This is a genomic window from Nocardioides sp. TF02-7 (assembly GCF_022437945.1).
In the GTDB taxonomy this organism is placed as follows: domain Bacteria; phylum Actinomycetota; class Actinomycetes; order Propionibacteriales; family Nocardioidaceae; genus Nocardioides.
Genome location: NZ_CP092535.1, coordinates 1,748,519 through 1,774,996, shown reverse-complemented (window position 1 = coordinate 1,774,996; position 26,478 = coordinate 1,748,519). Strand labels below are relative to the sequence as shown.

The following is a 26,478-nucleotide window of genomic DNA, read 5'->3' as shown; positions in this document are numbered from 1 at the left end:
ATTCCGGACCAAGCGCGAGGCATCGGCGTTCCTGCGCCACGTGCTCGCAGAACAGGACCGGGGCCGCGTGTCGGTCCGGTCGGGCCAGAGCCTCCGTGACGCGTGCGCCGCATGGCTGGACCTCAAGCGCGCGCAGGACAAGCGGGCCACGTCGCTGGACAACTGGACGACCGCACTTGAGACGCACGTCTACCCGTACCTCGGCGCGGTGCGGGTGTCGGACCTGCGGCCGGAGCACGTCGAGCGGCTGTATCTGGACCTGCGGCGGCACGGCAAGCGGGCGGGCAAGTGCCGGACGGCCGGTGTCACCTGCGCCGAGCACGGGTGCCGCCCCGAGAATCATTCCGGCCTCGCGCCCAAGTCGGTGCAGCACGTGCACGGCGCACTGCGGGCGGTGCTCGCGCGGGCTGTCGCGTCCGGTGCGCTCGCGGTCAACCCGGCCGACGACCCCCGGGCGCGTGAGGCACTGCCGAAGCGGACCAAGGACACGCGCCGCGTGTCGGAAGGCGACTACTGGACCGACGCGCAGGCGCGGGCGTTCCTTGCCTCCGTCGCTGAGGACCCGCTCCGGGTGCTCTGGTCGCTTGCCCTGGCGACGGGACTCCGGCGCGGTGAGCTGGCCGGATTGCTCTGGCGGGACGTGGACCTTGACGGGGGAACTCTCCGGGTCCGCCGCTCGACAACGGCCGTACGGGGTACGGCGGTCAGCACGACGGGCAAGACGGACGCGGCGGCGCGCACGGTGCCGCTCGGCCCGTCCACCGTTACGGCGCTCCGTGCTCACCGCCGCGACCAGCGGGCGGCGGCCCTGGCAGCCGAGCCCGGCACGTGGACCGACACTGGGCACGTGTTCACCGAGTCGGATGGCCAGCCCGTGCACCCCGACCGGCTGACGAAGCGGTTCAGTGCCGCGAGCGAGCGCGCCGGGCTGCCTCGCGTGGGGGCTTCACGGATGCCGCCACTTCGCCGCGACGCAGATGCTCCGGCGCGGGGTGCCTGTCTCCACCGTCGCCCGCGTGCTCGGCCATGAGGACCCGGCGATCACGTGGAGCACCTACAGCCACGCCGTACCGGATGACGACAGCCTCGCGGCGGCGGCGACCAAAGCGCGCTCTACGTCGTCGCCGAGTCGGCGGTCTGAGGTGGACACGACGTGGACACGAAACGAGAGCAACGGTCGGGGAGCCGATCGAAACCGACCGCAACGCCGGGGCGGCCGGATGTGCCGCCTGACCTGCGGAAACGGCAACTGAGAGCAAGTGAGCGACACGTAGCGGAACTAGCGCAGCCAAGGCCCGAGACGGTTCAGGTCCGTGTGCCCGAGAGGGCGTGGGGGTTCAACTCCCCCCTCGCGCACGTGGTGGCGGGAGACCGCTGACCGACAGAAGCACCACGGAGCCCCCGGCCCGAGAGGGTCGGGGCTCTGTGGCGTCCGGGGACGGCGCGACAACGTGCCCGGCGAGGGTCGACCCCCTGTCGACCGAGATCGAAGGGTCCGGGGGCTCGCCTCCCCGGAGTCCTCGACGTCGCCGCGACTCCGACGCACACCTGGGCGAGCTCAGCTGCCCCCGCTCACCGCCCGCCTCCGCTCGATCGTGCTGGCGAGGCCGGCCGCGGCGGCGCGGACGGCCGCGGCGTGCTGCTCGGGCCGGAACCTCGTCGTCGGGCCGGTGACGCTGATGGCGGCGGCGAGCTCGTGTCCGTCGAGCAGCACGGGCGCGGCGACGCAGGCGATGCCGAGGGCGGACTCTTCGCGCTCGAACGCGACCCCTTCCTCGACGGCGGCGCGCAGCTGGCGCTCCAGCAGGCCGGGGGCGACGATCGTGTGCGGCGTACGCCGCGGCAGCGGACCGGCCAGGACCTCGGCCCGGAGCCGGGGGTTGGAGTGGGCGAGCAGCGCCTTGCCGATCCCGGTGCAGTGGAGCGACATCCGACCCCCGGTGCGCGAGGGAGCCCGGGCCTGGCGGTGGCCGCCGATCTTGGCGACGTAGACCACGTGGTGACCCTCGCGGACGCCGAGGTGAACCGTCTCGTGGGTGCGCTCGTAGAGATCCTGGAGGAACGGCATCGCGAGCTCGAGCAGGCTGCGCTCGACCGACGCGCGCATGCCGAGCTCGAACAGCCCGCCGCTGAGCCGGTAGCCACCCTCGGTGCGGTCGAGCAGCCGGTGCCGCACCAGCTCGCCCGCCAGGCGGTGGGTCGTGGCCTTGTGCAGGCCGCTGCGCCGCACCAGCTCGGCGAGCGTGACCTCGTGGTCGTCGGGAGCGAACGCGTGGAGGATCCGCATCGCCTTGCCGAGCACCGTGTCCAGGCCCTGGTCGTCCGACATCGCACCTCCCGCTCCACCGTATCGCTGAGCGAGACGTCGCGCTGGTCGGTCCGCGGTCGGCCGACGCACGCTGCTCTCCCAGAGATCGAGGAGGCGAGTGATGGCGGAGTACGACGTCGCGTCGGCCGGGCAGGCGCCGCCGACCACGGGCGTGGCGCCCGCCGCGGTGGTCGCGGCCGGCGACCGTCTGCTGGCGGCGCACCTGACCGGCCGGCCCTGTGCGCCGGTGCGCGACCTGATCGGCGCCGACGACGTGGCCGCCGCCTATCTCGTGCAGCAGCGGTTCAACGAAGCCCGACTGGCGCGCGGTGCTCGCGTGGTGGGCCGGAAGATCGGCGCCACCTCCGCGGCCGTGCAGGCCCAGCTCGGCGTGGACCAGCCCGACTTCGGGGTGCTCTTCGACGACATGGGATACGCAGACGGCGCGACGATCCCGATCGGCCGGCTGATCCAGCCCCGGGCGGAGGCCGAGGTCGCGTTCCTGTTGTCCGAGGACCTCGCCGACGGCCCGCTCGACGACGCGCAGGTCCGCGGCGCCGTCGGGGAGGTCGTGGCGTCGCTGGAGATCGTCGACAGCCGGATCGCGGGCTGGGACATCAGCTTCGGCGACACCGTCGCCGACAACGCGTCCGCCGGTCTCTACGTGCTGGGCGACGAGCGCCTCACGCTCGCCGACGTGGAGCCGGTCGCGGTCGACATGACGATGACCATCGACGGCGAAGAGGCTTCCACCGGCAACGGCGCGGCGTGCCTCGGCGACCCGCTCCGCGCCGTCGCGTGGCTTGCCCACCAGGCGCGCCGGTTCGGCGAGCCACTTCGTGCCGGCCAGGTGGTGCTGTCCGGCGCCCTCGGGCCCATGCGCCCGGTCCACCCTGGCGCCGTCGTGAGCGCCACCATCTCCGGGCTCGGCACCGTGACCGCCCGGTTCACCGACGAGGAGGGACTCGGATGAGCAGGACGAAGGTCGCGATCATCGGGTCGGGCAACATCGGCACCGACCTGATGATCAAGGTGCTCCGCACCGCCCGCCACGTGGAGATGGGCGCGATGGTCGGGATCGACCCGGACTCCGACGGGCTCGCCCGCGCGGCCCGGCTGGGTGTTCCCTCGATCGCCGAGGGCGTCGACGGACTCGTCGCGATGGAGGGCTTCGAGGACATCGGGATCGTCTTCGATGCCACCTCCGCCGGGGCGCACCTGGCCAACAGCTCGCGGCTGGCACCGTTCGGCAAGCGGTTGATCGACCTGACGCCCGCCGCGATCGGGCCGTACGTCGTGCCCGCGGTCAATCTCGACGCGCACCTGGAGGCGCCGAACGTCAACATGGTGACCTGCGGCGGCCAGGCCACGATCCCCGTGGTCGCGGCGGTGGCGCGGGTGGTGCCGGTGGCGTACGCCGAGATCGTCGCCTCGATCTCGTCGCGCTCGGCCGGTCCAGGGACCCGGGCGAACATCGACGAGTTCACCGAGACGACGTCGCGGGCCATCGTGGAGGTCGGCGGCGCCAGACGTGGCAAGGCGGTGATCATCCTCAACCCCGCCGAGCCGCCGCTGATCATGCGGGACACCGTCTTCTGCCTGGTGACCGCGCCGGAGGAGGACGCTCACGAGCAGATCCGCGTCTCGGTGGAGAAGATGGTGGCCGACGTGGCCGCCTACGTGCCCGGGTACCGGCTCAAGCAGCGGGTCCAGGTCGCCGAGATCCCCGAGGACCAGCCGGTGGAGACCCTGCTGGTCGACGGCGATGCCCGACCCACGCACCAGGTCTCGGTCTTCCTCGAGGTCGAGGGCGCCGCACACTACCTCCCGGCGTACGCCGGCAACCTGGACATCATGACCTCGGCCGCCCTCCAGGTCGCCGAACGCATCGCCGCGTCCCGAGGCCAGGAGGCCACCGCATGAGCATCCCGGTCTTCGTCCAGGACGTCACGCTGCGCGACGGCATGCACGCGGTCCGGCACCGCATGGACCCCGCCGACGTGAAGCGCATCGTGGCCGCCCTCGACGCCGCGGGCGTCGACGCCATCGAGGTCGCCCACGGGGACGGGCTGGCCGGTGGCTCCGTGAACTACGGTCCCGGGTCGCACAGCGACTGGGCCTGGATCGAGGCCGCAGCCGAGGTCATCGAGAACGCCCGGCTGACCACGCTGCTGCTGCCCGGTGTGGGCACGATCCGCGAGCTCGAGACCGCCTACGACCTCGGCGTCCGGTCGGTCCGGGTCGCCACCCACTGCACCGAGGCCGACATCTCCGCCCAGCACATCGCGGCCGCTCGCGAGCTCGGCATGGACGTCTCCGGGTTCCTGATGCTCTCCCCACATGGCCGAGCCCGAGCAGCTCGCCCAGCAGGCCACGCTGATGGAGTCCTACGGCGCGCACTGCGTCTACGTCACCGACTCCGGCGGGCGACTCACGATGAACGACGTCGCCGCCAGGGTCCGCGCCTACCGCGACGTCCTCGACGACGCCACCGAGATCGGCATCCACGCCCACGAGAATCTCTCGCTCTCGGTCGCCAACTCCGTGGTTGCCGTCGAGAACGGCGTACGTCGGGTCGACGCGTCCCTGGCCGGCCACGGCGCCGGCGCGGGCAACTGTCCGATCGAGGCGTTCGTCGCGGTCGCGAACCTCTCCGGGTTCGAGCACCGGTGCGACCTCTTCGCCCTGCAGGACGCGGCCGACGACATCGTCCGACCGCTCCAGGACCGCCCGGTCCGGGTCGACCGCGAGACGCTCACCCTCGGCTACGGCGGCGTCTACTCGTCGTTCCTGCGGCACGCCGAGCGCGCCGCCGAGCAGTACGACGTCGACGTACGGGAGATCCTCATGGAGTGCGGTCGACGCGGACTGGTGGGCGGGCAGGAGGACATGATCGTCGACATCGCGCTCAGCATGACGGCGGCTTGATCCCGGCTCAGGGGGCCGGGCGCCGTTCCTCACGCGCTCCCGGGGGTGTGCCCCTGCGTCCAGCGGCCGGATCGCACTAGAGTCGACGGGCGATCAGCTTCTCAGGCAGGAGGGATCCTCGTGGACAACGACGTCACCACGGCACCTGCGCACAGACGCGGCGCCTTCAGCTCCCGCCGGGTCTTCATCCTGGCGGCCATCGGATCGGCCGTCGGGCTCGGCAACATCTGGCGGTTCCCCTACATCGCCTACGAGAACGGCGGCGGGGCGTTCATCCTGCCCCTACCTCGTGGCGCTTCTCACCGCAGGGATCCCGTTCCTCTTCCTCGACTACGCGCTCGGCCACCGCAATCGCGGATCGGCGCCGCTCTCCTTCGCGCGCCAGAGTCGCTGGACGGAGGGGCTCGGCTGGTGGCAGGTGGGCATCTGCTTCTTCATCGCGGTCTACTACGCCGCGGTGCTGGCATGGGCGGTGCGCTACACGCTGTTCTCCGTCGACAAGGCATGGGGCGACGACCCCGAGGGGTTCTTCACCGGCGAGTTCCTCCAGGTCGGTGAGGCCGGCGTCCAGCTCGACGCGGTCGCCGGCGTGATGGTCCCGCTCGCGCTGGTCTGGCTGGCGCTCATCGTCGTCATGGCGCTCGGCGTCCAGAAGGGCATCGGCGGCACGTCGGTCGTCTTCGTCCCGATCCTCGTGCTGGCCTTCGGGTTCCTCGTGGTGCGGGCGCTGTTCCTGCCGGGGGCCGCCGACGGCCTCGACGCGTTGTTCAGCCCGGACTGGGGGGCGCTCGCCGAGCCGGGCGTGTGGGCGGCGGCGTACGGGCAGATCTTCTTCTCGCTCTCGATCGGCTTCGGCATCATGATCACGTACTCCTCGTACGTGCACCGGCGCACCGACATGCCCGGCTCCGGTCTCGTCGTGGGCTTCTCCAACTCCGGCTTCGAGCTGCTCGCAGGCATCGGCGTCTTCGCCGCCCTCGGCTTCATGGCCCAAGCCGCGGGCACGCAGGTGGACGAGGTCGCCGGCAGCGGCGTGGGGCTGGCGTTCATCGCCTTCCCGACGATCATCAGCGAGGCACCGGCCGGCGCCCTGATCGGCGTGTTGTTCTTCGGCTCCCTGGTCCTGGCCGGGTTCACGTCCCTCGTCAGCGTGATCGAGGTCGTCATCTCCGCGGTGCGCGACAAGTTCGAGATGACCAGGCTGGCCGCCACGCTCGCGGTCTCGGTGCCGGCCGCGGCGATCAGCCTGCTGCTCTTCGGCATGACCTCCGGCCTGCACGTGCTCGACATCCTCGACTACTTCATGAACCAGTTCGGCATCCTGGTCGTCGCCGTGGTGAGCATGCTGGTGCTGGCCTGGGTGGTCCGGGCGCTGCCGTCACTGGCGAGCCACCTCAACGTCGACAGCTCGGTGCCGATCGGCACCTGGTGGAAGGTGCTCATCAGCATCGTGGCCCCGGCCGCACTGGCCTACGTGCTGATCCGCGAGCTGATCAATGCGATCGAGGAGCCGTACGGCGGCTTCCCGGGCTGGATGCTCGCCACGTTCGGCTGGGGCGCCGCGGTCGCGGTGATCGTCTTCGCCGTGCTCGCTCCCCTGGTGCCGTGGCGACGAGAGACCTCGCTGACCGTGGACGACTCCGAGACCGAGGAGGTGCGCTGATGAGTGGTGCGGCGATCGTGATGATGGTGGTGGCGATGCTGGTGATCTGGGGTGGGCTCGCCCTCGCCGTCGTCAACCTGGTGCGGCGGAGCCCCAAGATCCCGATGTCGGCCGAGGTCCACCGCGACCTATGACGGTGCGTTCCCCACGCACCTCCGCGGTCTAACTGCGCAAAATGCGCAACTAAGTTGCGCAGAACTCTTGACAGTGACCCCGATCACTCCCACGATGGATGGAGGCCCGAGCGACGGGCCCTGCTCTTGGGAGGCCCGGTGGACCTACAGCTACTTCTCGCGCTCGTCCTCGGCATCGGAACGATCATCTTCCTGGTGCTCCGCACGCGCATCGACGCGTTCGTGGCGCTGCTGCTCGCGGCTCTCGTGACCGGCTTCGTCGCCGGGTCGCCGGCGCTGGAGACGATCACCTCGATGACGACCGGCTTCGGCAACACGCTCGCGTCGATCGGCATCGTGATCGGGCTCGGCGTCGCCATCGGCAAGATCCTCGAGGTCTCCGGCGCCGCCGACGCCCTGGCCAAGACCTTCGTCCGGGTGCTCGGGCGGGGCCGTGAGCACTGGGCGATGGCCGGCACCGGTGCCGTGGTGTCGATCCCGGTGTTCTGCGACTCCGGCTACGTCATCATGAACCCGCTCGCGCGCTCCATCGCCCGGCGACTGCGGGGTCGCTACGTCACCATCGCGCTGGCGCTCGGCTGCGGAATGACGCTGACGCACCACCTGGTGCCGCCGACGCCCGGCCCGCTCGGCGTGGCCGGCATCCTGGGCGCGGACCTCGGCGGGCTCATCCTCGCCGGCCTCGTCTTCACGCTCCTGCTGCTGCCGGTCGTGGTCCTCTACGCCGCCTGGATCGGCCCCAAGCTGGAGGGTGACCTCGACGAGCGCGTCCGGGAGGATGTCTACGGCACGGTCGCGGTCGGCGGAGAACAGCGCGCCGGGAGTCCGGAGACGACCGCGGTCGACCGACCGGAGTCGGCCGGGGCCCCCGTCGACGAGGCTCCCGCTCACCAGCTGGGCGATCCCCCGGCGGGCGGGAAGCCGCACACCGTGTCCGTCGGTGTCGCGTCCCTCCCGTTGATCGTGCCGCTGCTCCTCATCGTGGCCAACACCGTGGGCGCGGCCATCGATCGCAACAACCAGGACGCGCTGGGCCCGGAGGACGAGTACACGCCGTCCACCTGGGCCGAGGTCCTGGCGTTCATCGGCCACCCGGTCGTCGCGCTCATCATCGGCGTCGTGCTCGCGGTCTACGTCCTCCTCCCACGCTGGACCCCCCCGCAAGCAGGTGCACAGCTGGATGGCCGACGCCGCTGCCTCGGCGGGGCTCATCATCCTGATCACCGGCGCCGGTGGTGCTCTCGGCCAGGTGCTCCGCGACTCGGGCGTCGGTGACGCGCTCGCCGAGGCGATCGCCGACGTCAGCATGCCGGGCGTGCTCGTCCCGTTCCTGGTCGCGTCGCTCGTCCGCGTGGCCCAGGGCTCCGGCACGGTAGCCATGATCACCGCGGCCTCCGTGAGCGCACCGCTGGTCGCGGGCCTCGGGCTGTCCCCCGCTTGCCGCCGCCCTGGCCTGCTGCGCCGGCTCGATGGTGTTCAGCTACTTCAACGACTCCTACTTCTGGGTCGTGACGCGCTTCACCGGCCTCGAGGGTGCGGCGGCCCTCCGTGGCTGGTCCGGCATCACGACCGCGGTCTGGCTCGGCTCGCTGCCGCTGGTCCTGATCGCCGGCGCCGTGCTCTGACATGGCCGCCGTTCTCGTCGTCGCCGACGACCTGACGGGGGCCAACGCCGCTGCTGCCGGCTTCGCCCGAGCGGGCTTCCGCGCCGTCACCGCCAGCGCCGGCGAGCACGCGGAGGTGGTGGCGGAGATGGTGTCGCGGTTCGACGTCGTCGTGGCCACCACCGACAGCCGGCACCTCGACCCGGGCGCGGCCCGCGAGCGCGTGGGCCGGGTGGTGAGGGCGGGCTGGCCCGCCCGGCTCGTCGCCAACCGCATCGACACCACCCTGCGCGGCAACGTCGGCGCCACGACCCGCGAGATCATCGAGCGCGTCGGAGAGCTGACCGGCTCGCGGACCGTGGTGCTCTGCGCGCCGGCGCACCCCGAGGCGGGCCGCCAGACGGTCGGTGGGATGCAGCTGCTCGACGGGCGCCGGCTCGAGGACACCGAGGTCGCTCGTGACGCGAGGACGCCGGTCCGTACGTCGCACGTGGCCGACCTGCTACGCGAGCAGGGGCCGCCTCGAGGTCGCGACGATCACGCTCGACGAGGTCACCGGGGAACCCGACGCTCTCGCTCGGCTCGTCCGACATCACCTCGACGAGGACGCGGAGGTGGTCGTCGTCGACGCCATGACCGCCGAGCACCTCGACCGCGTCGCCACGGCCGCGGTCGCGGCGACCGCCGGCACCGACACCGTGTGGACGACCAGCGACCCCGGACCGGCGTCGGTGGCGCTCGCGAAGGCGATGGGTCTGGCCGACGAGGTGCCTGGTGCGCCGCTGCTCGTCCTCTCGGGGTCGGCCACCGAGCTCACCCGGCTGCAACTGAGGCAGCTCGTCGCCGAGCGCCCCGCCCGTCCCTTCCGCACGGTCGACCAGCACGCCGTACCCGACGTGGACGCCACCGCCCGCCTGCTCGACGAGGCGCTCGACGATGCCGGAGCGGACGACATCGTCGTGCTGGCGACCGTCCTCGAGGAGTCGGACCTCTGGTCCCCGTCGCCGGAGGAGGCGACCCAGATCCCGGTCGCGCTCGCCCGCGCCGCTCGCCGCGCGTTGGAGTCGCACCCGGTGGACGGCGTCTTCACCACCGGCGGCGACGTCACCGCCGCCCTGCTCGCGGAGCTCGGTTCGCACGGGCTCGAGGTCGCCGACGAGGTGGTGCCGCTGGCCGTCGCCGGATCCCTGGTCGGGGGTCCGTGGGACGGGTTGCAGGTCGTCACCAAGGGCGGCCTCGTCGGGGACGCGCGTACGACGATCGCGTGCCTCGACCACCTGCGCAGCCAGGTCGAGGCCCACCGCCGACAAGTCACCGCGGTCGAGTCCCGCGAACACCACTGATACCTCTGAGGAGCGCACCATGACCCGACACGTACTCGCCCTGACCCTCGGCGACCCCGTGGGCATCGGCCCCGAGATCACCGCCAAGACCCTCGTCGAGCAGGCCGGGGCCGCCGGACACCACGGAGTCGCCGTCGGTGACCCCGCCGCTCTGCGCCGCGGCGCGCAGGCGATGGGCCTCGACGTCGAGGTCCGCGTCGTCGACAGCTTCGACGTCGAGCCGGCCGAGGGTGTCATCGACTGCTACGACACCGGCGTCCTCGGCGACGACCTGCCGGAGTGGGGAGTGGTCGACAAGCGCGCCGGCCTCGCCGCGGTGAAGTCCATCGAGGTCGCCACCCAGGCGGCCATGGACCGCGAGGTCGCCGGCATCGTCACCGGGCCGATCAACAAGGAGGCGATCTGGGCCGCGGGCTCCGAGCACCTCGGCCACACCGAGATGCTGGGCGCGCTCACCGGCGTCACCAAGCAGGACACGATGTTCGTGGTCCGCAACGACGCGGCGGACGGCCACCACCTGCGGATCTTCTTCACGACCCGGCACGTGTCGTTGCGTCAGGCCCTGGACCAGATCACCAAGGAGTCGGTCGGCGAGTCGATCCACAAGGCGCACACGGCGCTGCGGGTCTTCGGCGTGGAGAACCCGCGCCTGGCCGTTGCCGCCATCAACCCGCACGGCGGTGAGAACGGCGCCTTCGGCGACGACGAGATCGTCCACCTGACCCCGGCCGTCGAGGCAGCGCAGGCCGAGGGGCTCGACGTCGTCGGGCCGGTCCCCGCCGACTCGGTGTTCCACCAGGGCCTGGTCGGCCGCTACGACGGGGTCCTGTCCCACTTCCACGACCAGGGCCACATCCCGGCCAAGACCTTCGACTTCGACGGCACCATCTCGGTCACCGTCGGGCTGCCGATCCTGCGGACGTCGGTCGACCACGGCACCGCCTTCGACATCGCGGGGTCCGGCAAGGCCGGGCACGGCACCATGCTGTCGGCCTACCTGGCCGCGGTGGACTACGCGCCGTACGTCGATAACATCCGGGCGACGTACGGCTCCTGACCACCAGGGGCGGGGATGGAGTCCGGTGTCCGAAGGAGCGGGTCTGCGCCGCGCGACCAAGGCGCGCCACGATGCGATGGTCGCCCTCGTCCGTGGGGGTGAGGACAGCGTCGACGTGCTGTCGGAACGGCTCGGGGTGTCGGCCTCGACCGTACGGCGCGACCTCGCGATCCTGCAGCGCGACGGCCGGCTGGCCCGGACGTACGGCGGCGCGCTGGTGCGCGAGGTCTTCCACGAGCGCCCCTTCGACGAGAGCAAGCAGCTCAACCTGAAGGAGAAGTCGGCCATCGCCGCGGCGGCGGTCGACCTGGTGCCGGCCGGGGGGACCGTGTTCCTCGACGCGGGCACCACCTGCCTCGCGCTGGCGCGGCTGCTCGTGACGCGCGGGCCGCTGACCGTGGTGACGCGGGGTCTCGAGGCCGCCTTGGCCCTCTCGGCCGCCGACGACCTCGACGTGCTGATCGTCGGCGGTCGGCTCCAGCCGCGCAGCCATGGTGTGGTCGGACCGCTGTCGGCGCTCGTGCTGGAGCGCTACCACTTCGACGTGGCCTTCCTCGGCGCGGACGCCGTCGACCCCGTCCGCGGGTTGGGGGAGCCGACCGTCGACGAGACCTGGGTCAAGGAGCGAGCCTCCGCCGTCGCCGACCGGGTCGTGCTGCTGGCCGACGCGTCGAAGCTCGAGCAGCGTGCGCCCGCGTGGGTGCCGCTGGGGGGAGTCGTGGACGATGATCATGGACGCCGCAGCGCCCGACGAGGCGGTGGCGCAGCTGCGCGAGCGTGGGATCCACGTCCACCTCGCGTAGCAGGGCTCGCGGCCGCTCGACGCGATGAGCCGCTCGGGTCAGCTGTGCCTTGCAGCGTTCGGCCGAGACAGGCTCACGACCCCGCGACCGTCAGGAGGTCGTCGAGACCGACGCGGGTGAGGAACTCCCGCCTGACCCGATCGGCGAGGTCGGACACCTCCGCGGAGCCGTCGTCGGCCGGGTCGATGTGGACGCGGTAGGGCCGCGCGCCCCGCGGCAGGGCCACGATCCTGGCGATCTCGTCGGACACCATCGAGGCGTCGGCGTCGGGCGGCGCGAGGTCGGCGAGCTTGGTGGCGACCTGGCCCATCAGGCCGGCGTACCTGGTCTCGTAGGCGGCCTCGACGGTCGCGTCCTCGGGGCGCCCGGCGTGGGCGAAGTGGTTGGTGCCGCTGGTGAAGGAGCCCGGGACCACGATGGTGGTCTCCACGCCCCAGCGGGCCAGCTCACCCGCATAGCTGACGGCGAGGGAGTCCATGCCGGCCTTGGCGGCGAAGTACGGCGCCAGGTACGGCGGCGTGCCGCCCTTCACGCTCGAGCTCGAGACCCACACGACCAGACCGGTGCCGCGCTCGCGCATGCCGGGCAGGACGGCGCGGTTGACCCGCTGGGTGGAGAGCACGTTGATGTCGTAGAGCTCGGCGAGCTGCTCAGGGGTGAATGCCTCGGCGGGACCGACGACCATGTGTCCCGCGTTGTGGATCAGCACGTCGATCCGGCCGTGCTCAGCGAGGATGTGCTCCACGGCGGCGTCGACGGAGTCCTGGTGGTTGACGTCGAGCTCGATGGCTCGCAGGTCCACGCCGTGCTCGACGGCGTGGTCCTGGGCGGCTCGGACCTGCGGTGCGTTGCGCCCCTCGGTGTCCCGCATCCCGGCGTAGACGGTGCTGCCGCCACCGGCCAGGGCGCGGGCGGTGAGGGCGCCGAACCCGCTGGACGCGCCGGTGATCAAGACGATGTCGTTGCTCATTGTTCTGCCTTCCTCTGATCGTGTCTCGGTTGGAGAGAACGGGTGAGTGAGGTGACCGGCCGGGCGCTCAGGCGAGTCCACCGTTGACGAAGACGACCTGCCCGTTGACCCAGCGCGTCGGGCCGGCGAGCTGGGCGATGGTCTCGGCGACGTCCTCGGGGACACCGAGCCGCTCGAGCGGGACGAGCCCGGCGAACCGGTCGATCGTCGCCTCGTCCTTGCCGTCGAGGAACAGGGGCGTGGCGATCGGACCGGGCGCCACGGCGTTGACGGTGACGTCCCGCCCGCGAAGCTCGCGAGCGAGGATCAGCGTGATCCCCTCCACCGCGGCCTTGGTGGCGACGTACGGCCCGTAGCCGGGGTGCTGCGCGCGGGTCTGGCTGGTGGAGACGTTGATGATCGCACCGCCCTCACGCAGTCGGTTCGCGGCGAGCTGGGAGACCACGACCGTGCCGCGCACGTTGGTGCGGTGCATCCGGTCGAAGTCCGCGAGGTCCAGGTCGGCGATCGGCGAGAGGATCATGATCCCCGCCGCGTTGACGACGACGTCGATCCCGCCGAACGCTGCCTCGACCGCGTCGAACGCCGAGGCCATCGCGTCCTCGTCGGCGACGTCGCCCCCGACGGTGATCGCCTCGCCGCCCGCGGTGCGAACCTCCGCAGCCAGCTTCTCGGCACGCTCGGGGTTTCCGGCGTAGTGGACCGCCACCGCGAAGCCGTCGCGCGCCAGTCGCTCGACGACGGCGGTGCCGATGCCGCCGGAGCCTCCCGTCACCAGGGCGACGCGGGGGGAAACAGTCTCAGTCATGACTACTCCTCGAAGTCGGTGTTTGTGGACGTGATGTCCATATAAGCACGAAGTGGACGACGTGTCCATATCTTTGCCGGCACTTTTTCTCTCTCGCCCTCTGGACGACGCCCGGAGCGGGTCTGCGCTGCGCGACCAAGGCGCGCCACGATGCGACGGTCGCCCTCGTCCGTGGGGGTCAGGACCTCGGCGCCGACGCCGTCGACCCCGTCCGCGGGCTGGGGGAGCCGACCGTCGACGAGACCTGGGTCAAGGAGCGAGCGACCGCCGTCGCCGACCGGGTCGTGCTGCTGGCCGACGCGTCGAAGCTCGAGCAGCGTGCGCCCGCGTGGGTGCCGCTGGGGGAGTCGTGGACGATGATCATGAACGCCGCAGCCCCCGACGGGGCGGTGGCGCAGCTGCGCGAACGTGGGGTCCACGTGCACCTCGCGTGAGCCACAGGGCTCGCGGCAGCGGCGCTGGACAACAACGCCGAACGCGCGCACTGAAGCGACGATCGATCAGGCCGTGCGCTCGGAGTCGCGCTACGACGCGCGCCGTGGCCGTACTGCCTGCGGCTCGACCGCCCCGACCCAGGCGAACGCCCCCTGCGCGGTCGCATCACCAGCGAAGCTCAGGGCGACCGTCTCGGTGCCGTCGTCGGACCGGAAGGTGCTGGTGGCCGGGTCGACGGATGCGTTGCCGTCGCCGGGCGTCCGGGCGACCAGCAGCAGCGCGGCACCGATGGGTAGGTCGGTGGCGAGAGCTGTCGGCCGGGCAAGGACTCGATCGCGTACGACGTTGCCGAGCTCGTCGTCGACGGCGCCTCGTGCGGCAGCCGCGGCTGTGGCGAGGTAGTTCGCCCGAGCTCGGTGGGAGGCCCACTGGGAGAGAAGGAAGACATCGGCGCCCACGACGGCGCGGAACACCGAGAACCGCAGCAGGCCCTCCACGGCCGGCATGGCTGCCAGCGCGGAGTCGCAGGCCCGATCGGCGACCGCCTCGTCCTCAAGGGTCCACCAGCTCGCGATGACCGACTCGGTCCGCGGATCCGCGATGCCCAGATCCGGTTGCCGGTCCACGCGCCTCATCGCGGCCGGGCCGGTGTTCATGCCGTCATCCCTTCCGGTGGTCTCGGCCCGGGCCGATCGCAAGGGGGCCATGGCCAGGCCCCGACGTGCGAGCCCTCTGAGCAGGGCTGCACGCCCGTGCTCGTCGGCCTCGGTCGCCTCGAACCGGTCGTGCGACACCTGGTGTGGCGAGAGGTGCAGCGCGTCGGGCACACCGACCATCTGGAGCTCGGCGGTGATCAGGCGCAGCTGCTCCACGGCCCGGACGCCGCCGGCCATGCCGTAGCCCACGAAGCCGACGGCCTTGTCCTGCCACTCGTGGTACAGGTGGTCGAGCGCGTTCTTCAACACGGCGGGAATGGAGGCGTTGTACTCGGGCGAGACCAGGATGAAAGCGTCATGGTGGCGGACCTCCTGCGCCCACCGACGCGTGTGGTCGTGCTCGTAGTCCCCGAAGACTGCCGCGACCGGCTCGCACAGCAGTGGAAGGTCGACCTCGGCGAGATCGACCACCTCGAGGAGCAAGTCGGGGTGGGTGCCCTCCGCAACCCACTCCGCGATCGCCAGGGAGCGACGGGTGGGTCGGGTGCTGCCCGCAACGACCCCGACCGAGATCGGTCCGGACGGTGAAGGTGTGGGAGTGGGCGTGGCGGCAATCGACTGTTCCAACTGGTTCATGCACGTCACGGTAGGGCTTGAACAAATGTTGACGTCAAGGGAAGGCAGAGGCCGTCGACGACCTGGCCACGCTCGCCCACACCATGACAATCGGCGCGGTGGCCGCGCGGTCGTGCGGTTGCGCGACCGCCGCTCATCTCGCCAGGACCGTCGTGCCGGCCAGGCATGCGCACGCCAGGAGAGTGGCACCCATGAGCGCGCCGACCGGAGCGCTTGTGGTCGCGCGCGGCGCTCGCAACCGCGGAGCCAACGACAGCAAGGCTAGAAGCAGCCCGGACCCGACTACGGCGAAGGTCGGATCTGACAGCAGCCATGCGAGTGGAACGAAGTGGATCGACACCACCACTGCGACCCACCATGCCATCCAGCGATCGCCCCCTCGACGATGGAGCACCCAGCATCCGGCACCGGCAGCTGCCACCTCCACCGCTACCAGCGCCCCGAACCAGCCATAGCTCCCGTCGAGTGCGGAGGGCTCCTCCCACTGTCGCGCCACAAGGACTCCGGAACCAGGCAGCAAGCAGCAGTCCGAGACCCGAACCGAGTCCCAGGCGGACTCTCCAGTGCGCAGGAGGATCTTCCTGCGCCCACCCGAACCAGCCCATCGCCATGAGTCCCAACCATGCGGTCGAGAAGAGTCCGTCGCGTGCGAAGGCCGTGAGCACGAGCTGCGAACTACGCCGGGACTGCGCCTCGACCGCCGGCGAGCTGCGTCCCCAGCCCTCCGGAGTGCGCGAAGCCCGGAGAAGCAGTGGGAGCGCTCGGACCGGGCCGAGAGGGAGGTGAGGTTTCGCCCATGGGGTGTGTCGATGGAAGGGGATGGCGGACGGTCACGGCGGACTCTCCCTTTCGATAGGGGCGAACCAAACGGTACAAGAGGAGCCCGTGCGCCCGCTCAAGCTGGGGCAGAGTCTTGGACGATTGTACTAGTTGTACTAATGTCCAAGTTCATGGTGACGGGTACGAGTCAGGGAGACCGGGGCGCTGCGCCACGAGCGGGAGCGCGAGAGTGGACAGGCCTGGGTTTGTTGGCGTTGCCGACGGTGCTGTTGGGGTTGGACCTCACTGTGCTCTACCTGGTCTCGCCGGCGATGGCCGCTGACCTGGACCCCTCCGCGACGCAGACGTTGTGGGTCATGGACGCCTACGGGTTCCTGATCGCCGGGTTCCTGGTCACGATGGGGACGCTGGGGGACAGGATCGGCCGGCGTCGGCTGCTGGTGATCGGCATGGTGGGGTTCGCCGTGGCTTCGGTGCTCGCGGCCTTCGCGCCCTCCGCGGAGCTGTTGATCGTCGCGCGGGCGCTGCTCGGCGTCGCCGGCGCGACCCTGATGCCCTCCACGCTGTCCCTGATCTCGAACATGTTCGCCCGAGAGCAGCAACGAGCGTTGGCCATCGGGGTGTGGGCGACGATGTTCGCCCTCGGCATGGCCGCCGGGCCCGTGGTCGGTGGAGCGCTGGCCGACGCGTTCTGGTGGGGCGCGCCGTTCTTGCTGGCCGTGCCGATCGCCGTGCTCGTCCTGGCCGGTGCCCGGGTGCTGCTGCCCGAGTACGCCGACCCCGCGGCCGGCCGCTTGGACCTGGTCAGCGTCGCCCTGTCGCTGACCGCGATCCTGCCTGTGATCTACCTGTTGAAGCAGGCCGCCGATCACGGCCCCGGGGCCGGTGGCCTCCTCCTGCTGCTCGCGGCATCGGTGGCGGGGATCGCCTTCGTGCGCCGGCAGCGCATCCTGCGCTCACCACTGCTGGACGTCGGCCTGTTCGCCGATCGCGCGTTCGCAACGGCGCTGGGAGTCCTGCTGGTGGGTCTCGTCGGGGTGGGCGGAACCATGTACCTGGTCACCCAGTACCTGCAGCTGGTCGAGGGCAGGAGCCCGTTCGCAGCCGGAGTTTGGATGGGACCCCCGGCGCTGGCGATGTTCGCCGCCGCCATCGGTGCGCCGCTGGTCGCCCGACGGGTGCGCCCTGGCGTGGTCATGGGCCTCACCCTGGGTGTGTCGGTCATCGGCTACGGCATGCTGGCCACCGCCGGCGCCGGCGACACGCTGGTCGTCGTGGCCGGCTTCGGGTTGATCTACCTCGGTCTCGGCGCGATCGCCGCACTCGGCACCGACATCGTTGTCGGCGCCGCACCGGCCGCCAAGTCCGGATCGGCGGCCTCTCTGTCCGAGACGGTCCAAGAGCTCGGGCTCGCCGTCGGCGTCGCCCTGCTCGGCAGCCTCACCACAGCCTGGTACGGAGCACGGGTCGAGGCACCCGCCGGCTTGCCGCCCGAGGTCTCCGACCGGTTCACCGGAAGCCTGTCGGGAGCACTCGCGGTCGCCGACCGGGCTCCAGCCGGCGTCGTCCAGTCCGCCCGGGAGGCGTTCACCACCGGGATGAATGTCGCGTCCTTCTCGGCGGGCATCTGCATCGCATTGACCGCGATCGCGTGCCTGGTCTGGCTGCGCCACGTCCCACCGCTCGCGGAGGGCGATGGCGACACCGAGCACCCCTGACCGACGTGCCCCGGTTCGGCGCCGGGCCGGCGCCGGGCCCCACTGGTCTACCGTGGCGACCGAGGAGGACGAATGAACGAGGCTGCCACGGGCTCGATCGACGGGCGCCGGGCTCGTGGAGACCGGCGACGCGCCGAGATCATCGAGGCGACGCTCGCCGTGGTGCAACGCGACGGGGCGGCCGGGGTGACCCACCGCACCGTCGCCAAGCAGGCCGGGATCACCACCAGCCTGACCACCTACTACTTCGCGACCCTCGACGACCTGCTCGTGGCGGCGCTGTCCAGTGTCGCCGAGGCCTACACCACACGGGTCCGTGAGATCATCGACGGCTCCTCTGACAAGCTCCGCGGCCTCGCCGAGCTCATCGTCGACTCCGCCGGGCCAGGTCGCGATCGCGCGCTGGCCGAACGAGAGCTGTCCACCCTTGCTGCTCGCCGACCGGCACTGGCGCCGGTGGCCCGCCGGTGGCGGGAGGACGTCGCGGAGCTCGCCGGCACTCTGACGGACGACCCCACCGCGATCGCCACCCCTGGTCGCCACCTCCGACGGCCTGTGTACGGCGATCCTCATCGACAACGCGCCCGCCGACCTCGACTACGTCCACCACGTCCTGGCCCACGCACTCGCCGTCAGCGCCCCGCCCGTTGACCATTTCGGGTGAACGGCTGACGGTGGGTCATCGACGACCGGTGGTGCCGCCGCAGCAGGGACACGGCCATGGAGAGAGGCCGGGGCGCCAGGGGACGTCGATCACCCGACTGCGGGAGCTGGCAAGTGCGATCTCGCCGACACCATGGCAGGCCGGACAGGTTGTTCTCCGCGAGGTCGTACCCGAAGACCTCACGAGCGGGGCCCGCGACGCGTACCTCATGCCGGGGCGGCTGTGTCGACGTCCGACCGCGGTGCGTCGAGACCATCGTTGTGCGGACGGGTGCGCCGGTCGGCGCGGCTCATGAGGACGATCACGATCCCCGCGGTGACGGCGACGGCGCACGCCGCAACCAGCAGACCGGCCTGGTGCCCGTCCACGAAGGCGTCTCGCGCGAATGCGGCGACGTCCGGCCCCATGTGAAGAGCCGCGACCAGCGAGTCCTGAGCCTTCGCAGCGACCTGTTCCGGGAAGGCGCTCGTCGCGTACGCGTTGCGGTACGTGTCGTTCAGGACGCTGCCGAGCAGGGCGATCCCCAAGGCGCCGCCCAGCTCGCGCGCGAGGTCGTTGACGGCAGAGGCGACGCCCTGTTGCCGGAGAGGTAGGGCGTCGGTGATGGCCGCAGTTGCAGGAGTCATCGCCAGACCCATTCCGATCCCGGTAACCCACAGGGACGGTCCCAGGATCCAGTACGACGTGGCCAGGTCGACCCTCCACAGGAGGACGAGGCCCCCGACCAGGAGCGACAGACCCAACCCCGCCACTCTGGTGCGACCCAGCTTGGCGGCTAGACGCGGCGCGATCCGCGCGCCCGGCATGATGCCGAACGCCAACGGCAGCATGGCGAAGGCGGCCTCGAGAGGCGAGTAGCCGCGGACCAGCTGGAGGTACTGCAGGAACAGGAAGATGAAGCCGAAGAAGGCGAGGAACTGCACGAGGACGGAGAGCGCTCCAGCGGCGAACGCGGGACGCAGGAACAGTCGCGGGTCGAGCAGCGGCCGGCTCGTGAACGCTTCCCAGAGCACGAACATGACCAGGAGGGCCAAGCCGACGCCCAGGCACGCCATGGTCGCGGACGAAGCCCACCCCTCGGTCGGGGCCTCGATGAGTCCATACACGATCGCGCCGATCGCGCCGATCGACAGCACGGAGCCCACTGGGTCCAGGCCGACGTCGCCGTCGTGTCGTGATTCCGGCACCACCCGCAGAGTCCCGACGATGGTGGTTGCGGCCATCGCGATGTTGAGTCCGAAGACTGCCTGCCAGCCCCAGAACTCGAGCAGGATGCCGGCGCCGAGCAGCCCGAGCACGGCGCTGGCTCCAGCGAGGCCGGTCCAGATCGCGACCCCCTTCACGCGTTCCTCGGACGGGAAGGTGGCGGTGATGGTCGAGAGTGTCGCCGGCATCACCATCGCCGCTCCGGCTCCCAGCACACCGCGGAGCACGACGAGGACCTCGGGAGAGGTCGTCAGCATCGCGCAGCCAGCGGCGGCTCCGAAGACCGTCAAGCCGGCGAGCAGCATGCGCCGGCGGCCGATGCGGTCTCCGAAGGCACCGAAGGGCAACAAGAGCGCGGCGAACGTGAGCGCGTAGGCGTCGATGATCCACGACAGCTCGGTCTGAGTGGCCTGGAGGTCGCGCGCGATCGACGGAATGGCGACGTTGAGCGCCGATACGGCTGACACCACCGTCGCCAACCCGAGACAGACGACAACTAGCACGGCGCGATGACTTCTCATCACGAGTCCTCCTGACAAGTCCGTTGTAGGGAGCCCGGGGAATGTATGGGCGTTCGGTTGACTATCCGGCCCGTCGTCAGCAAAATTCAATGCTGATGAATAAATCCCGAGGTCGGCGTCCAGGGCTTTCGGACACGAGGTCCGAGATCCTGGTGGCAGCGAGGAGCGCGTTCGCCGAGTGCGGCTACCGAGGAGCCACCCTTCGCCGTATCGCCCGCGACGCCGGTGTCGACATCCGCCTGATCGCCCATCACTTCGGCAACAAGCGCGGCCTGTTCCGAGAGGCCATGACGCTTCCGATCAGTCCGAGCGATGCGCTGGACCGGGCGCTCAGCGGCCCTCGCGAGAGCTGGGCTGCCGGCATCCTGACCGCGGCGCTCGCTGCCTGGGACTCCCCGGACAGCGGGCGGCCGTTGAGACGCCTGCTCGCCGAGGCGGTGAGCGACGGTGACCAGGGCCGGGCACTGTCGGAGTTCCTCGAGCGTGAGCTCATCGATCCGCTCGCCCAGCGACTCGAAGGCCCTCAGCAGCGTCGCCGGGCGACAGCCGCGGTGACCGTGGTGGCCGGGATGATCTTGCAGCGGTATGCGCTAGGGACTGCGCCGATGAAGGACCTGAGCCGGGGGAGGTGATCGCGATCTTGGGGCCGGTGATCGACGCGGCGCTGCGTCCGCGCTCCGCGCGTAGCTCCCGCGAGAGCGGGCGTTGATGAATTTCCGCGGCCGGTGGAAACGCGCCGGCCGACCGGTTGCGCAGGAGCATTGCGGGGTCCGCTGCTGGTGCAGCCCGGCGCAGCGCATCCCGCCGGTGTGCGCCGATATCGGCAGCGAAGCCTGGATGCGCGTACCATGCGGTACATGGACCATGAACATCTGAATCGCCCGACCGTGTCGAACGTTCACGAGCGTCTGCTGCCGAGCGCGCTCGCGGAGTGCGCCCCGCTCCTCGACGGGCTCGCCACCGACGTGGACGTGCTATGGCCCACCCGCTACTGGCCAGCGATGCGCTTCAGGCCCGGGCTTCAGGTCGGCGCAGCAGGCGGTCACGGCCCGATTCGCTACACGGTCGAGTTGTTGGAGCCGGGCCGCCTCGTTCGCTTCCGGTTCACCGGGCCCGACGGCTTCGAGGGCGGTTACCACGAGTTCCGCCTCGAGCCGGTGGGTTCGGACTGCACCCGCCTGATCCATGTACTCGAGATGTCGCCACGACGATGGGCACGCGTCAGTTGGCCGTTGATGTACCGGCCCTTGCACGATGCTCTGATCGAGGACGCCCTCGACCAGGCGCAGGCCGCGACCGCGAGGACCGCAGTCACGCCGCCGCGCTGGTCGATGTACGTGCGACTCCTGCGCCTCCTAGCCCGGCTGGCCGCCACGTCGAGCCCGGCGATCGTAGGCGCGCGAGCAGGGCGCTAGAGGCGCGGGTCCGCGTGCGGCGCAGCAGCCCGCTGAGTCGCCGGGTAGAGCGTGCACGCGCCTCAGCGGCCCATGACGGACCGAGAGCCCCGCTGCACGTGACCGAGTTGCAGGACCAGCTGAGCGACTCGGCGAGGCTCGCGCGTCTGGTGCGCGTCGGGTTGTTCTGGCAACCGGGACTGCCGACGATCCCGTTGCTCGACCAGGTTTGGTTCGAGCGGGTTCTTTGACGTTCATCGGGCGAGCGGTCTGGAGCACCACCTCGACCGTCGCAGCAGTTTCGCGCGATCAGAACAGCCATGCCCGGCTGTTCCGATCGCACGTCGTTCGGCGAGTTCGCCGCAACTACGCTATTGACGCGAGCCAGTCCTCGAAAGAGGTCGGAGTGATGTGGACCTCGGGACCCGGGAGCAGCACGTCCCCGGCCATCTCCGGCCCGAAGACAGTCGACCACGTGGGCAAGAGCTTCACACTGCGCCCCAGCGCGGCGTTGCTCCGCCGGGCCATGTCGACTAGGTCGTGCGGGTCGGGGCCGGCTACGTCCGCATGTCGCCCCTGCGGATCGCCGGTGGCGACCTCGGCGAGGACGGCTGCCACGTCGGCGGGCGAGACTGGCTGGATCAGCAGGGGGCTATCGGTGCCACGCCGTCCTGCTCGGTCCATCCAGTCACCATCATCGCGAAGTCGTAGAACTGGGTGGCGGGGACGATCGTCCACGGCACCGGCCCGGCCTCGACGAGTTCCTCCTGCAGCCGCTTGCCGGCGTAGTGGGCGTTGCCATCGACGCGGTGAACGCCGGCGATGGACAACAAGACGTGGTGCCCCACGCCGGCTACCTGCTCGGCCGCCAGCAGGGCCTTGGTCATGGTGGCGAAGTGACGCTGCGCCTCCGCCCGCTCGGCGGTCAGGACGTTCGTCACGTCGATCACTGCGTCGACGCCAGCCAGGACGCCATCGACTCCCGCGCCTGTCAGCAGGTCCACGCCTGCTCCTCGGCTCAAAGCGACGACGTCGTGGCCGTCCTGCCGCAGCGCCAGCGAGACGCGGGCCCCGATGTTCCCGGTCGCTCCGGCAATCGCGATTCGCATATGTACTCCTGTGGGATGACAGAGGTCTTGGAGGGGGGATCAGTAGTTACAGCTGCCGTTCGGGGGCCAGCTTTCACGTGCCGTCGACAGGCGACGCGTGAGCTGACAAGGGGCCCGTCTATAGCATGCTGCTCTCGAGGACTCGCGGCGGCTGTCAGCCTGAACTAGTCAGGACTGGGTGATCCATTCGACGTCCCTGTCGATTCGCTGCCGACGGTACTCGTGACAACTCGGGACGAAGCAGAGCAGCTGACCGGTACTCAGCCCACCGATTGCCATGACCGGTCGGGCTTCGTGCAGCGCGCTGAACGGCTGGGATTCGAGCGTTCACGCGGGCCCATTCGAGGGTTCGCTCCGACATGAGGTTCACGCCCGTGAACGATGTGCGGCCGTCTCTGCGGCGTCCTTGATGCGTGCCAGCGTCTCATCCATCCCCTCGAGAAGGGACTGGGCGAAGGCGGCCTGTCCGCCCATGAAGGCTTCGGTCAGCTCCAGGGCGAGCGGCGAGATCCCATTGGGCGTGCGTCGGCGCTGGATCAAGCGGGTGCCATCGGTCTCGACCTCGACGTCGAACGACCAGACGGCCCAGTTCTCCTCGACGCGGAACGCCAGGGACCGCGGCGGCCGGCTTCGGATGATCACGCTGTGTGTGGTCCACTCGAGCTCGCCGTCACGGTTGCGATTGACGTAACGAGATCCCTCAGCGCCCACGTCGCCGGAGTGATGCTCGACCTGGTGGACCGTCGGGCTCCATTCGGTCAGGCGGCGGGGGTCTCTGACCAGGCGCCACACGGTCTCGACCGGCGCATCGATGTGAAGCGCGCGCTCGAGCGGGGTGCGATGCCGGTGGTGGGTGGGCCGGTTCCGTCGCTCGACATTTGTTTTCTCGGACCGTCCTCTCTGGGGCTTGGGCCCAGCGGTGGAGACATGCAGCTCGGCACCGCTGGGCCGCGCAACTGTGGCCCCATCGTACCAATTGGTACAGTAGGGCACTACCGCCCCCGATTGCACGAGGAGGACGTCGTGCCGACCGCTCAGCTGGCTGCAGGCGAGATCGACTATGTCGATACCGGAGGGGACGGACCGGTTGCGGTCCTGCTCCATGGCGTCAACATGGACGCGAGCGTCTGGAGAAAGGTCGTCGCCCGGTTGGGACCGGGGGTGCGCTGCGTGTGCCCCACGCTCCCGCTCGGTAGCCACCGGCGGCCGATGGACCGCCCGGAGCTGGTCACCCATCGTGGGGTCGCCGCGATGGTGGGCGAGTTGCTCGAGGCACTCGACCTGACCGACGTCACGTTGGTGCTCAACGACTGGGGAGGCGCGCAGTTCCTGCTGACCGACGGGCCGCGCGAGCGCATCGCAGGAGCCGCACTGGTGGCGTGCGAGGCGTTCGACAACTTCCCACCAGGGAAGCCGGGCAAAGCAGTCGCGGCCAGCGCCCGTGTCCCCGGGCTGCTGTGGGTCTCGATGCAGATGCAGCGCTTCGGCTGGTTCCGGTCGGCTCCGGGCGCCTGGGGCTGGATGTCGAAGACGCGGGTGCCCGATGACGTCATGGACGGCTGGTTCGGTCCTGCCCAGCGGGATCCGCTCGTCCGGCGGGACCTCAAGTCCTTCGCGCTCTCGACGCCGAGCCGGCAGGAGCTGCGTGATCTTGCCTCGCGCCTGCCCGGCTTCGACCGCCCGGTGCTGGTGGTGTGGGCCCCGGAGGACAGGTTGATGCCGCGTGAGCACGGTCGACGCCTTGCCGACGCCTTTCCCCGTGGACGGTTGGTCGAGGTCAAGAACAGCTACACGCTTGTGCCGGAGGACCAACCGGAGCGCCTCGCCGACGAGCTCAAGCGGTTCATGATCGATGAGGTGATGGCATGACGAACCAGGCAGGAGGTCGGGCTGGTCGGAGAGCACCGGTCGAGATCGAGTTCCCGGGCGTCCGCATCGGGGTCGGTGTGGAGAAGGTAGGGCACTTCGTCGACCGCGCAGCATACCGTCGCTACGCCCGCGCCTACGGCGATGCCGCCGCGCTCCTACCACCGGGCATCGCCACGACCGTCGACACCGCGTACGGCGCGGTGCGCTGCTACCGGTTCGACACCGGCGGCACAGGAGTCCCGGTGGTGCTACTGGCAGGTCGCAACGCCGCGTCGCCGATCTGGAGCAGCTTCCTGCCCGACCTGCTCGCCCTCGGGCGGCCGGTGATCGCCCTCGACTCGATCGGCGAGGCGGGGGGCGAGCAGCCAGGCAGTCCCGCTCGCGTCGGAGGGCGAGCAGGCCGCCTGGGTCGCCGAGGTGTTGCACCAGCTGGATCTCGGGCCGGTGCAGCTGGTCGGGCACAGCCTCGGGGGCTGGCTCGCCGCCCAGGTCGCCCTGCACCATGCGCAGGCCATCCGGGCTGTCACCGTCCTCGACCCCCCGGCCACCTTCGCCGATCTGCGGCCGCGCTTCGTCGTCGCCGGGCTGGTGGCGGTCCTGGCGCCGAGTCGGCGCGTGCGCCGGGGACTGCTGGGTTGGATCGCCGGGTCCACCGTCGCCGGGCCGCTGGGCGAGCTCGGACTGACGGCGCTCGAGACCTTCCGCGGCACACTCCCTCCGCCCCGGCGGCCGGACCCGTCACGGCTCACCGATCTGACGATGCCCGCGTCGGTGGTGGTCGCGGGGCGCAGCACGGTCCACACTCCGAAGAAGGTCGCGCGAGCCGCGCGCTCGGCCGGCTGGCGGGTCGAGGTGTGGTCCGGTGTCGGCCATGACCTGGCGGGAGCTCCGCCCGAGCAGCTCGCCGACACCGTGTCCGCGACACTGAGCGCTGCCGAGTCCGGCGGAGGGGCGTGATGAGCAACGATCATCCCACCCGGTTGGAGATCGAGGTGCCGGACGGTCCGATAGTGGCGAATGCGTACGGCGCCCCGGGGCCGGCCGCGGCGCCGCGACCGACCGTCGTGCTCTGTCCGGGCTTCAGCGGCGTGCAGGACACGAACGCGGTCGTGTGGGTCGCGCGGAGGATGGCCGAGGAGGGCCTCCAGGCGGTGACATTCGACTACCGCGGCTTCGGGCGGAGCGGCGGCGCACCCCGCCAGGTGCTGTCGATCCCGGCGCAGCTCGCCGACGTACGCTCCGTCCTTGCCCACGTCCGGACGATGCCGGGAGTGGACGCCTACCGCCTCGCGCTGTGGGGCACCTCGTTGGGCGGTGCGCACGCGCTGACCGTTGCGGCGGCGGACGACGCGCTGGCCGCGGTCGTGACCCAGGTCCCGTTCAACGGCGTCCCACGCAAGGTCGAAGGACGTTCGCCGCGGACCTCGCTCGCGCTCCTGTGGGCAGCGTTCCGCGACCGCTGGCGCGGACGTGTCGGGCGGGAGCCGATCTACGTGAAGGCCGTGGGGGAGCCCGGCGAGCTCGCGGTGATGACGGGTCCCGACGTCGTGCGCACGGTCAGGGCGCTCACGAGCGAGACCTGGGAGAACCGGGTCGCGCCTCGCGGCTTGCTCGACATGATGGGCTACCGGCCAGGGCGCGAGGTCGCCCGGATCCGTGCCGCGCTCCTGGTCTGCGTGGCGACGCAGGACCGCGAGACCCCGGCGGAGACCACCCGGGGCCTCGCGGTGCAGGCCCCGCGAGGCTCCACCGTCGAGTACGACGTCACGCACTTCGACATCTACCGTCCAGGCGTCCGCGAACGGGTGCTGCGCGACCAGGTCGGCTTCCTGCGTTCCGCGTTCGCACTGCGCTAGGTGCGAGGAGCGTCGC

Annotated in this window: 23 protein-coding genes and 4 pseudogenes; 20 read left to right on the top strand and 7 right to left on the bottom strand. The window is 70.9% G+C overall.

Annotation, left to right across the window (positions count from 1 at the left end):
• The first annotated feature begins 67 nt into the window (after nucleotides 1-67).
• Nucleotides 68-1,030 (top strand): tyrosine-type recombinase/integrase, encoded by a 963-nt coding sequence (locus tag MF408_RS09000; protein ID WP_240251088.1) that lies wholly within the window; start codon nucleotides 68-70, stop codon nucleotides 1,028-1,030.
• A 528-nt stretch (nucleotides 1,031-1,558) separates the two neighbouring features.
• On the opposite strand, the gene MF408_RS08995 is transcribed toward MF408_RS09000, so the two are convergent.
• Complete coding sequence (locus MF408_RS08995; RefSeq protein WP_240251087.1) at nucleotides 1,559-2,329, bottom strand: IclR family transcriptional regulator; 771 nt, start codon at nucleotides 2,327-2,329, stop codon at nucleotides 1,559-1,561.
• A 100-nt stretch (nucleotides 2,330-2,429) separates the two neighbouring features.
• On the opposite strand from MF408_RS08995, the gene MF408_RS08990 reads away from it, so the two are divergent.
• From MF408_RS08990 to MF408_RS08945, 10 genes and pseudogenes are all read left to right on the top strand, one after another.
• The gene (locus tag MF408_RS08990) at nucleotides 2,430-3,281 is read left to right on the top strand and encodes a fumarylacetoacetate hydrolase family protein (RefSeq protein WP_240251085.1); all 852 of its coding nucleotides are present in this window, start codon (nucleotides 2,430-2,432) and stop codon (nucleotides 3,279-3,281) included.
• Complete coding sequence (locus MF408_RS08985; RefSeq protein WP_240251083.1) at nucleotides 3,278-4,231, top strand: acetaldehyde dehydrogenase (acetylating); 954 nt, start codon at nucleotides 3,278-3,280, stop codon at nucleotides 4,229-4,231. The genes MF408_RS08990 and MF408_RS08985 overlap by 4 nt, the downstream gene beginning before the upstream one ends.
• Nucleotides 4,228-5,236 (top strand): annotated as a pseudogene (gene dmpG, locus MF408_RS26815) (4-hydroxy-2-oxovalerate aldolase). Before MF408_RS08985 ends, dmpG begins: the two are co-directional and overlap by 4 nt.
• Nucleotides 5,237-5,525: 289 nt before the next feature.
• A complete protein-coding gene (locus tag MF408_RS08970; RefSeq protein WP_240251079.1) occupies nucleotides 5,526-6,899 on the top strand; it encodes a sodium-dependent transporter in 1,374 nt (457 codons plus the stop codon).
• Nucleotides 6,899-7,033, top strand: coding sequence for a methionine/alanine import family NSS transporter small subunit (locus MF408_RS08965; protein WP_240251078.1), 135 nt, complete (start codon nucleotides 6,899-6,901; stop codon nucleotides 7,031-7,033). Before MF408_RS08970 ends, MF408_RS08965 begins: the two co-directional genes overlap by 1 nt.
• Nucleotides 7,034-7,171: 138 nt before the next feature.
• The gene (locus MF408_RS08960) at nucleotides 7,172-8,308 is read left to right on the top strand and encodes an SLC13 family permease (protein ID WP_275693383.1); all 1,137 of its coding nucleotides are present in this window, start codon (nucleotides 7,172-7,174) and stop codon (nucleotides 8,306-8,308) included.
• Between the two features lie 170 nt (nucleotides 8,309-8,478).
• Nucleotides 8,479-8,658 (top strand): annotated as a pseudogene (locus MF408_RS25210) (hypothetical protein); the annotation flags it as partial.
• Between the two features lie 437 nt (nucleotides 8,659-9,095).
• The gene (locus tag MF408_RS08955; RefSeq protein ID WP_240251076.1) at nucleotides 9,096-9,980 is read left to right on the top strand and encodes a nucleotide-binding domain containing protein; all 885 of its coding nucleotides are present in this window, start codon (nucleotides 9,096-9,098) and stop codon (nucleotides 9,978-9,980) included.
• A 19-nt stretch (nucleotides 9,981-9,999) separates the two neighbouring features.
• On the top strand, nucleotides 10,000-11,037 hold the full coding sequence (pdxA, locus tag MF408_RS08950) for a 4-hydroxythreonine-4-phosphate dehydrogenase PdxA (protein WP_240251075.1): 1,038 nt from the start codon (nucleotides 10,000-10,002) through the stop codon (nucleotides 11,035-11,037).
• Nucleotides 11,038-11,113: 76 nt separating this feature from the next.
• Nucleotides 11,114-11,722: pseudogene (locus MF408_RS08945) on the top strand (DeoR/GlpR family DNA-binding transcription regulator); the annotation flags it as partial.
• A gap of 191 nt (nucleotides 11,723-11,913) precedes the next feature.
• Here MF408_RS08945 and MF408_RS08940 read toward each other — a convergent pair.
• Nucleotides 11,914-12,810, bottom strand: a complete 897-nt coding sequence (locus tag MF408_RS08940) for an SDR family oxidoreductase (RefSeq protein WP_240251073.1) — start codon at nucleotides 12,808-12,810, stop codon at nucleotides 11,914-11,916.
• 67 nt (nucleotides 12,811-12,877) lie between these two features.
• Nucleotides 12,878-13,618, bottom strand: a complete 741-nt coding sequence (locus MF408_RS08935; protein WP_240251072.1) for an SDR family oxidoreductase — start codon at nucleotides 13,616-13,618, stop codon at nucleotides 12,878-12,880.
• 284 nt (nucleotides 13,619-13,902) lie between these two features.
• Here MF408_RS08935 and MF408_RS08930 point away from each other — a divergent pair, with 284 nt between their 5' ends.
• Nucleotides 13,903-14,052 (top strand): hypothetical protein, encoded by a 150-nt coding sequence (locus MF408_RS08930; RefSeq protein ID WP_240251071.1) that lies wholly within the window; start codon nucleotides 13,903-13,905, stop codon nucleotides 14,050-14,052.
• Between the two features lie 90 nt (nucleotides 14,053-14,142).
• On the opposite strand, the gene MF408_RS08925 is transcribed toward MF408_RS08930, so the two are convergent.
• Nucleotides 14,143-15,345, bottom strand: coding sequence for an NAD(P)H-dependent oxidoreductase (locus tag MF408_RS08925; protein WP_240251070.1), 1,203 nt, complete (start codon nucleotides 15,343-15,345; stop codon nucleotides 14,143-14,145).
• 938 nt (nucleotides 15,346-16,283) lie between these two features.
• Between MF408_RS08925 and MF408_RS08920 the strand changes: the two genes are divergently transcribed.
• Together MF408_RS08920 and MF408_RS08915 are read left to right on the top strand one after the other, a co-directional pair.
• On the top strand, nucleotides 16,284-17,843 hold the full coding sequence (locus tag MF408_RS08920; RefSeq protein ID WP_345893885.1) for an MFS transporter: 1,560 nt from the start codon (nucleotides 16,284-16,286) through the stop codon (nucleotides 17,841-17,843).
• A 72-nt stretch (nucleotides 17,844-17,915) separates the two neighbouring features.
• Entirely contained in the window at nucleotides 17,916-18,494 is a 579-nt protein-coding gene (locus MF408_RS08915) for a TetR family transcriptional regulator (RefSeq protein WP_240251068.1), read from the top strand.
• 219 nt (nucleotides 18,495-18,713) lie between these two features.
• Here the strand turns inward: MF408_RS08915 and MF408_RS08910 are convergent, their stop codons facing one another.
• The gene (locus MF408_RS08910) at nucleotides 18,714-20,192 is read right to left on the bottom strand and encodes an MFS transporter (RefSeq protein ID WP_275693382.1); all 1,479 of its coding nucleotides are present in this window, start codon (nucleotides 20,190-20,192) and stop codon (nucleotides 18,714-18,716) included.
• A 194-nt stretch (nucleotides 20,193-20,386) separates the two neighbouring features.
• On the opposite strand from MF408_RS08910, the gene MF408_RS08905 reads away from it, so the two are divergent.
• The 3 genes from MF408_RS08905 to MF408_RS25205 all read left to right on the top strand — a co-directional run bounded on the left by MF408_RS08905 (nucleotide 20,387) and on the right by MF408_RS25205 (nucleotide 21,879).
• Nucleotides 20,387-20,866, top strand: coding sequence for a TetR/AcrR family transcriptional regulator (locus tag MF408_RS08905; protein ID WP_240251067.1), 480 nt, complete (start codon nucleotides 20,387-20,389; stop codon nucleotides 20,864-20,866).
• 225 nt (nucleotides 20,867-21,091) lie between these two features.
• Complete coding sequence (locus tag MF408_RS08900; protein ID WP_240251066.1) at nucleotides 21,092-21,649, top strand: SRPBCC family protein; 558 nt, start codon at nucleotides 21,092-21,094, stop codon at nucleotides 21,647-21,649.
• 98 nt (nucleotides 21,650-21,747) lie between these two features.
• Nucleotides 21,748-21,879, top strand: a complete 132-nt coding sequence (locus tag MF408_RS25205; protein ID WP_275693381.1) for a hypothetical protein — start codon at nucleotides 21,748-21,750, stop codon at nucleotides 21,877-21,879.
• A gap of 390 nt (nucleotides 21,880-22,269) precedes the next feature.
• Here the strand turns inward: MF408_RS25205 and MF408_RS08895 are convergent, their stop codons facing one another.
• Both MF408_RS08895 and MF408_RS25200 read right to left on the bottom strand, forming a co-directional pair.
• On the bottom strand, nucleotides 22,270-22,737 hold the full coding sequence (locus MF408_RS08895) for an NAD(P)H-binding protein (protein WP_240251065.1): 468 nt from the start codon (nucleotides 22,735-22,737) through the stop codon (nucleotides 22,270-22,272).
• Nucleotides 22,738-23,103: 366 nt separating this feature from the next.
• On the bottom strand, nucleotides 23,104-23,841 hold the full coding sequence (locus tag MF408_RS25200; RefSeq protein WP_275693380.1) for an SRPBCC family protein: 738 nt from the start codon (nucleotides 23,839-23,841) through the stop codon (nucleotides 23,104-23,106).
• On the opposite strand from MF408_RS25200, the gene MF408_RS08885 reads away from it, so the two are divergent.
• The 3 genes and pseudogenes from MF408_RS08885 to MF408_RS08875 all read left to right on the top strand — a co-directional run bounded on the left by MF408_RS08885 (nucleotide 23,743) and on the right by MF408_RS08875 (nucleotide 26,462).
• Nucleotides 23,743-24,606, top strand: a complete 864-nt coding sequence (locus MF408_RS08885; RefSeq protein ID WP_240251063.1) for an alpha/beta hydrolase — start codon at nucleotides 23,743-23,745, stop codon at nucleotides 24,604-24,606. The genes MF408_RS25200 and MF408_RS08885 overlap by 99 nt on opposite strands.
• A 405-nt stretch (nucleotides 24,607-25,011) precedes the next feature.
• Nucleotides 25,012-25,563 (top strand): annotated as a pseudogene (locus MF408_RS08880) (alpha/beta hydrolase); the annotation flags it as partial.
• A complete protein-coding gene (locus MF408_RS08875) occupies nucleotides 25,563-26,462 on the top strand; it encodes an alpha/beta fold hydrolase (protein WP_275693379.1) in 900 nt (299 codons plus the stop codon). The pseudogene MF408_RS08880 and the gene MF408_RS08875, both read left to right, overlap by 1 nt.
• The last annotated feature ends 16 nt before the right edge of the window (nucleotides 26,463-26,478 follow it).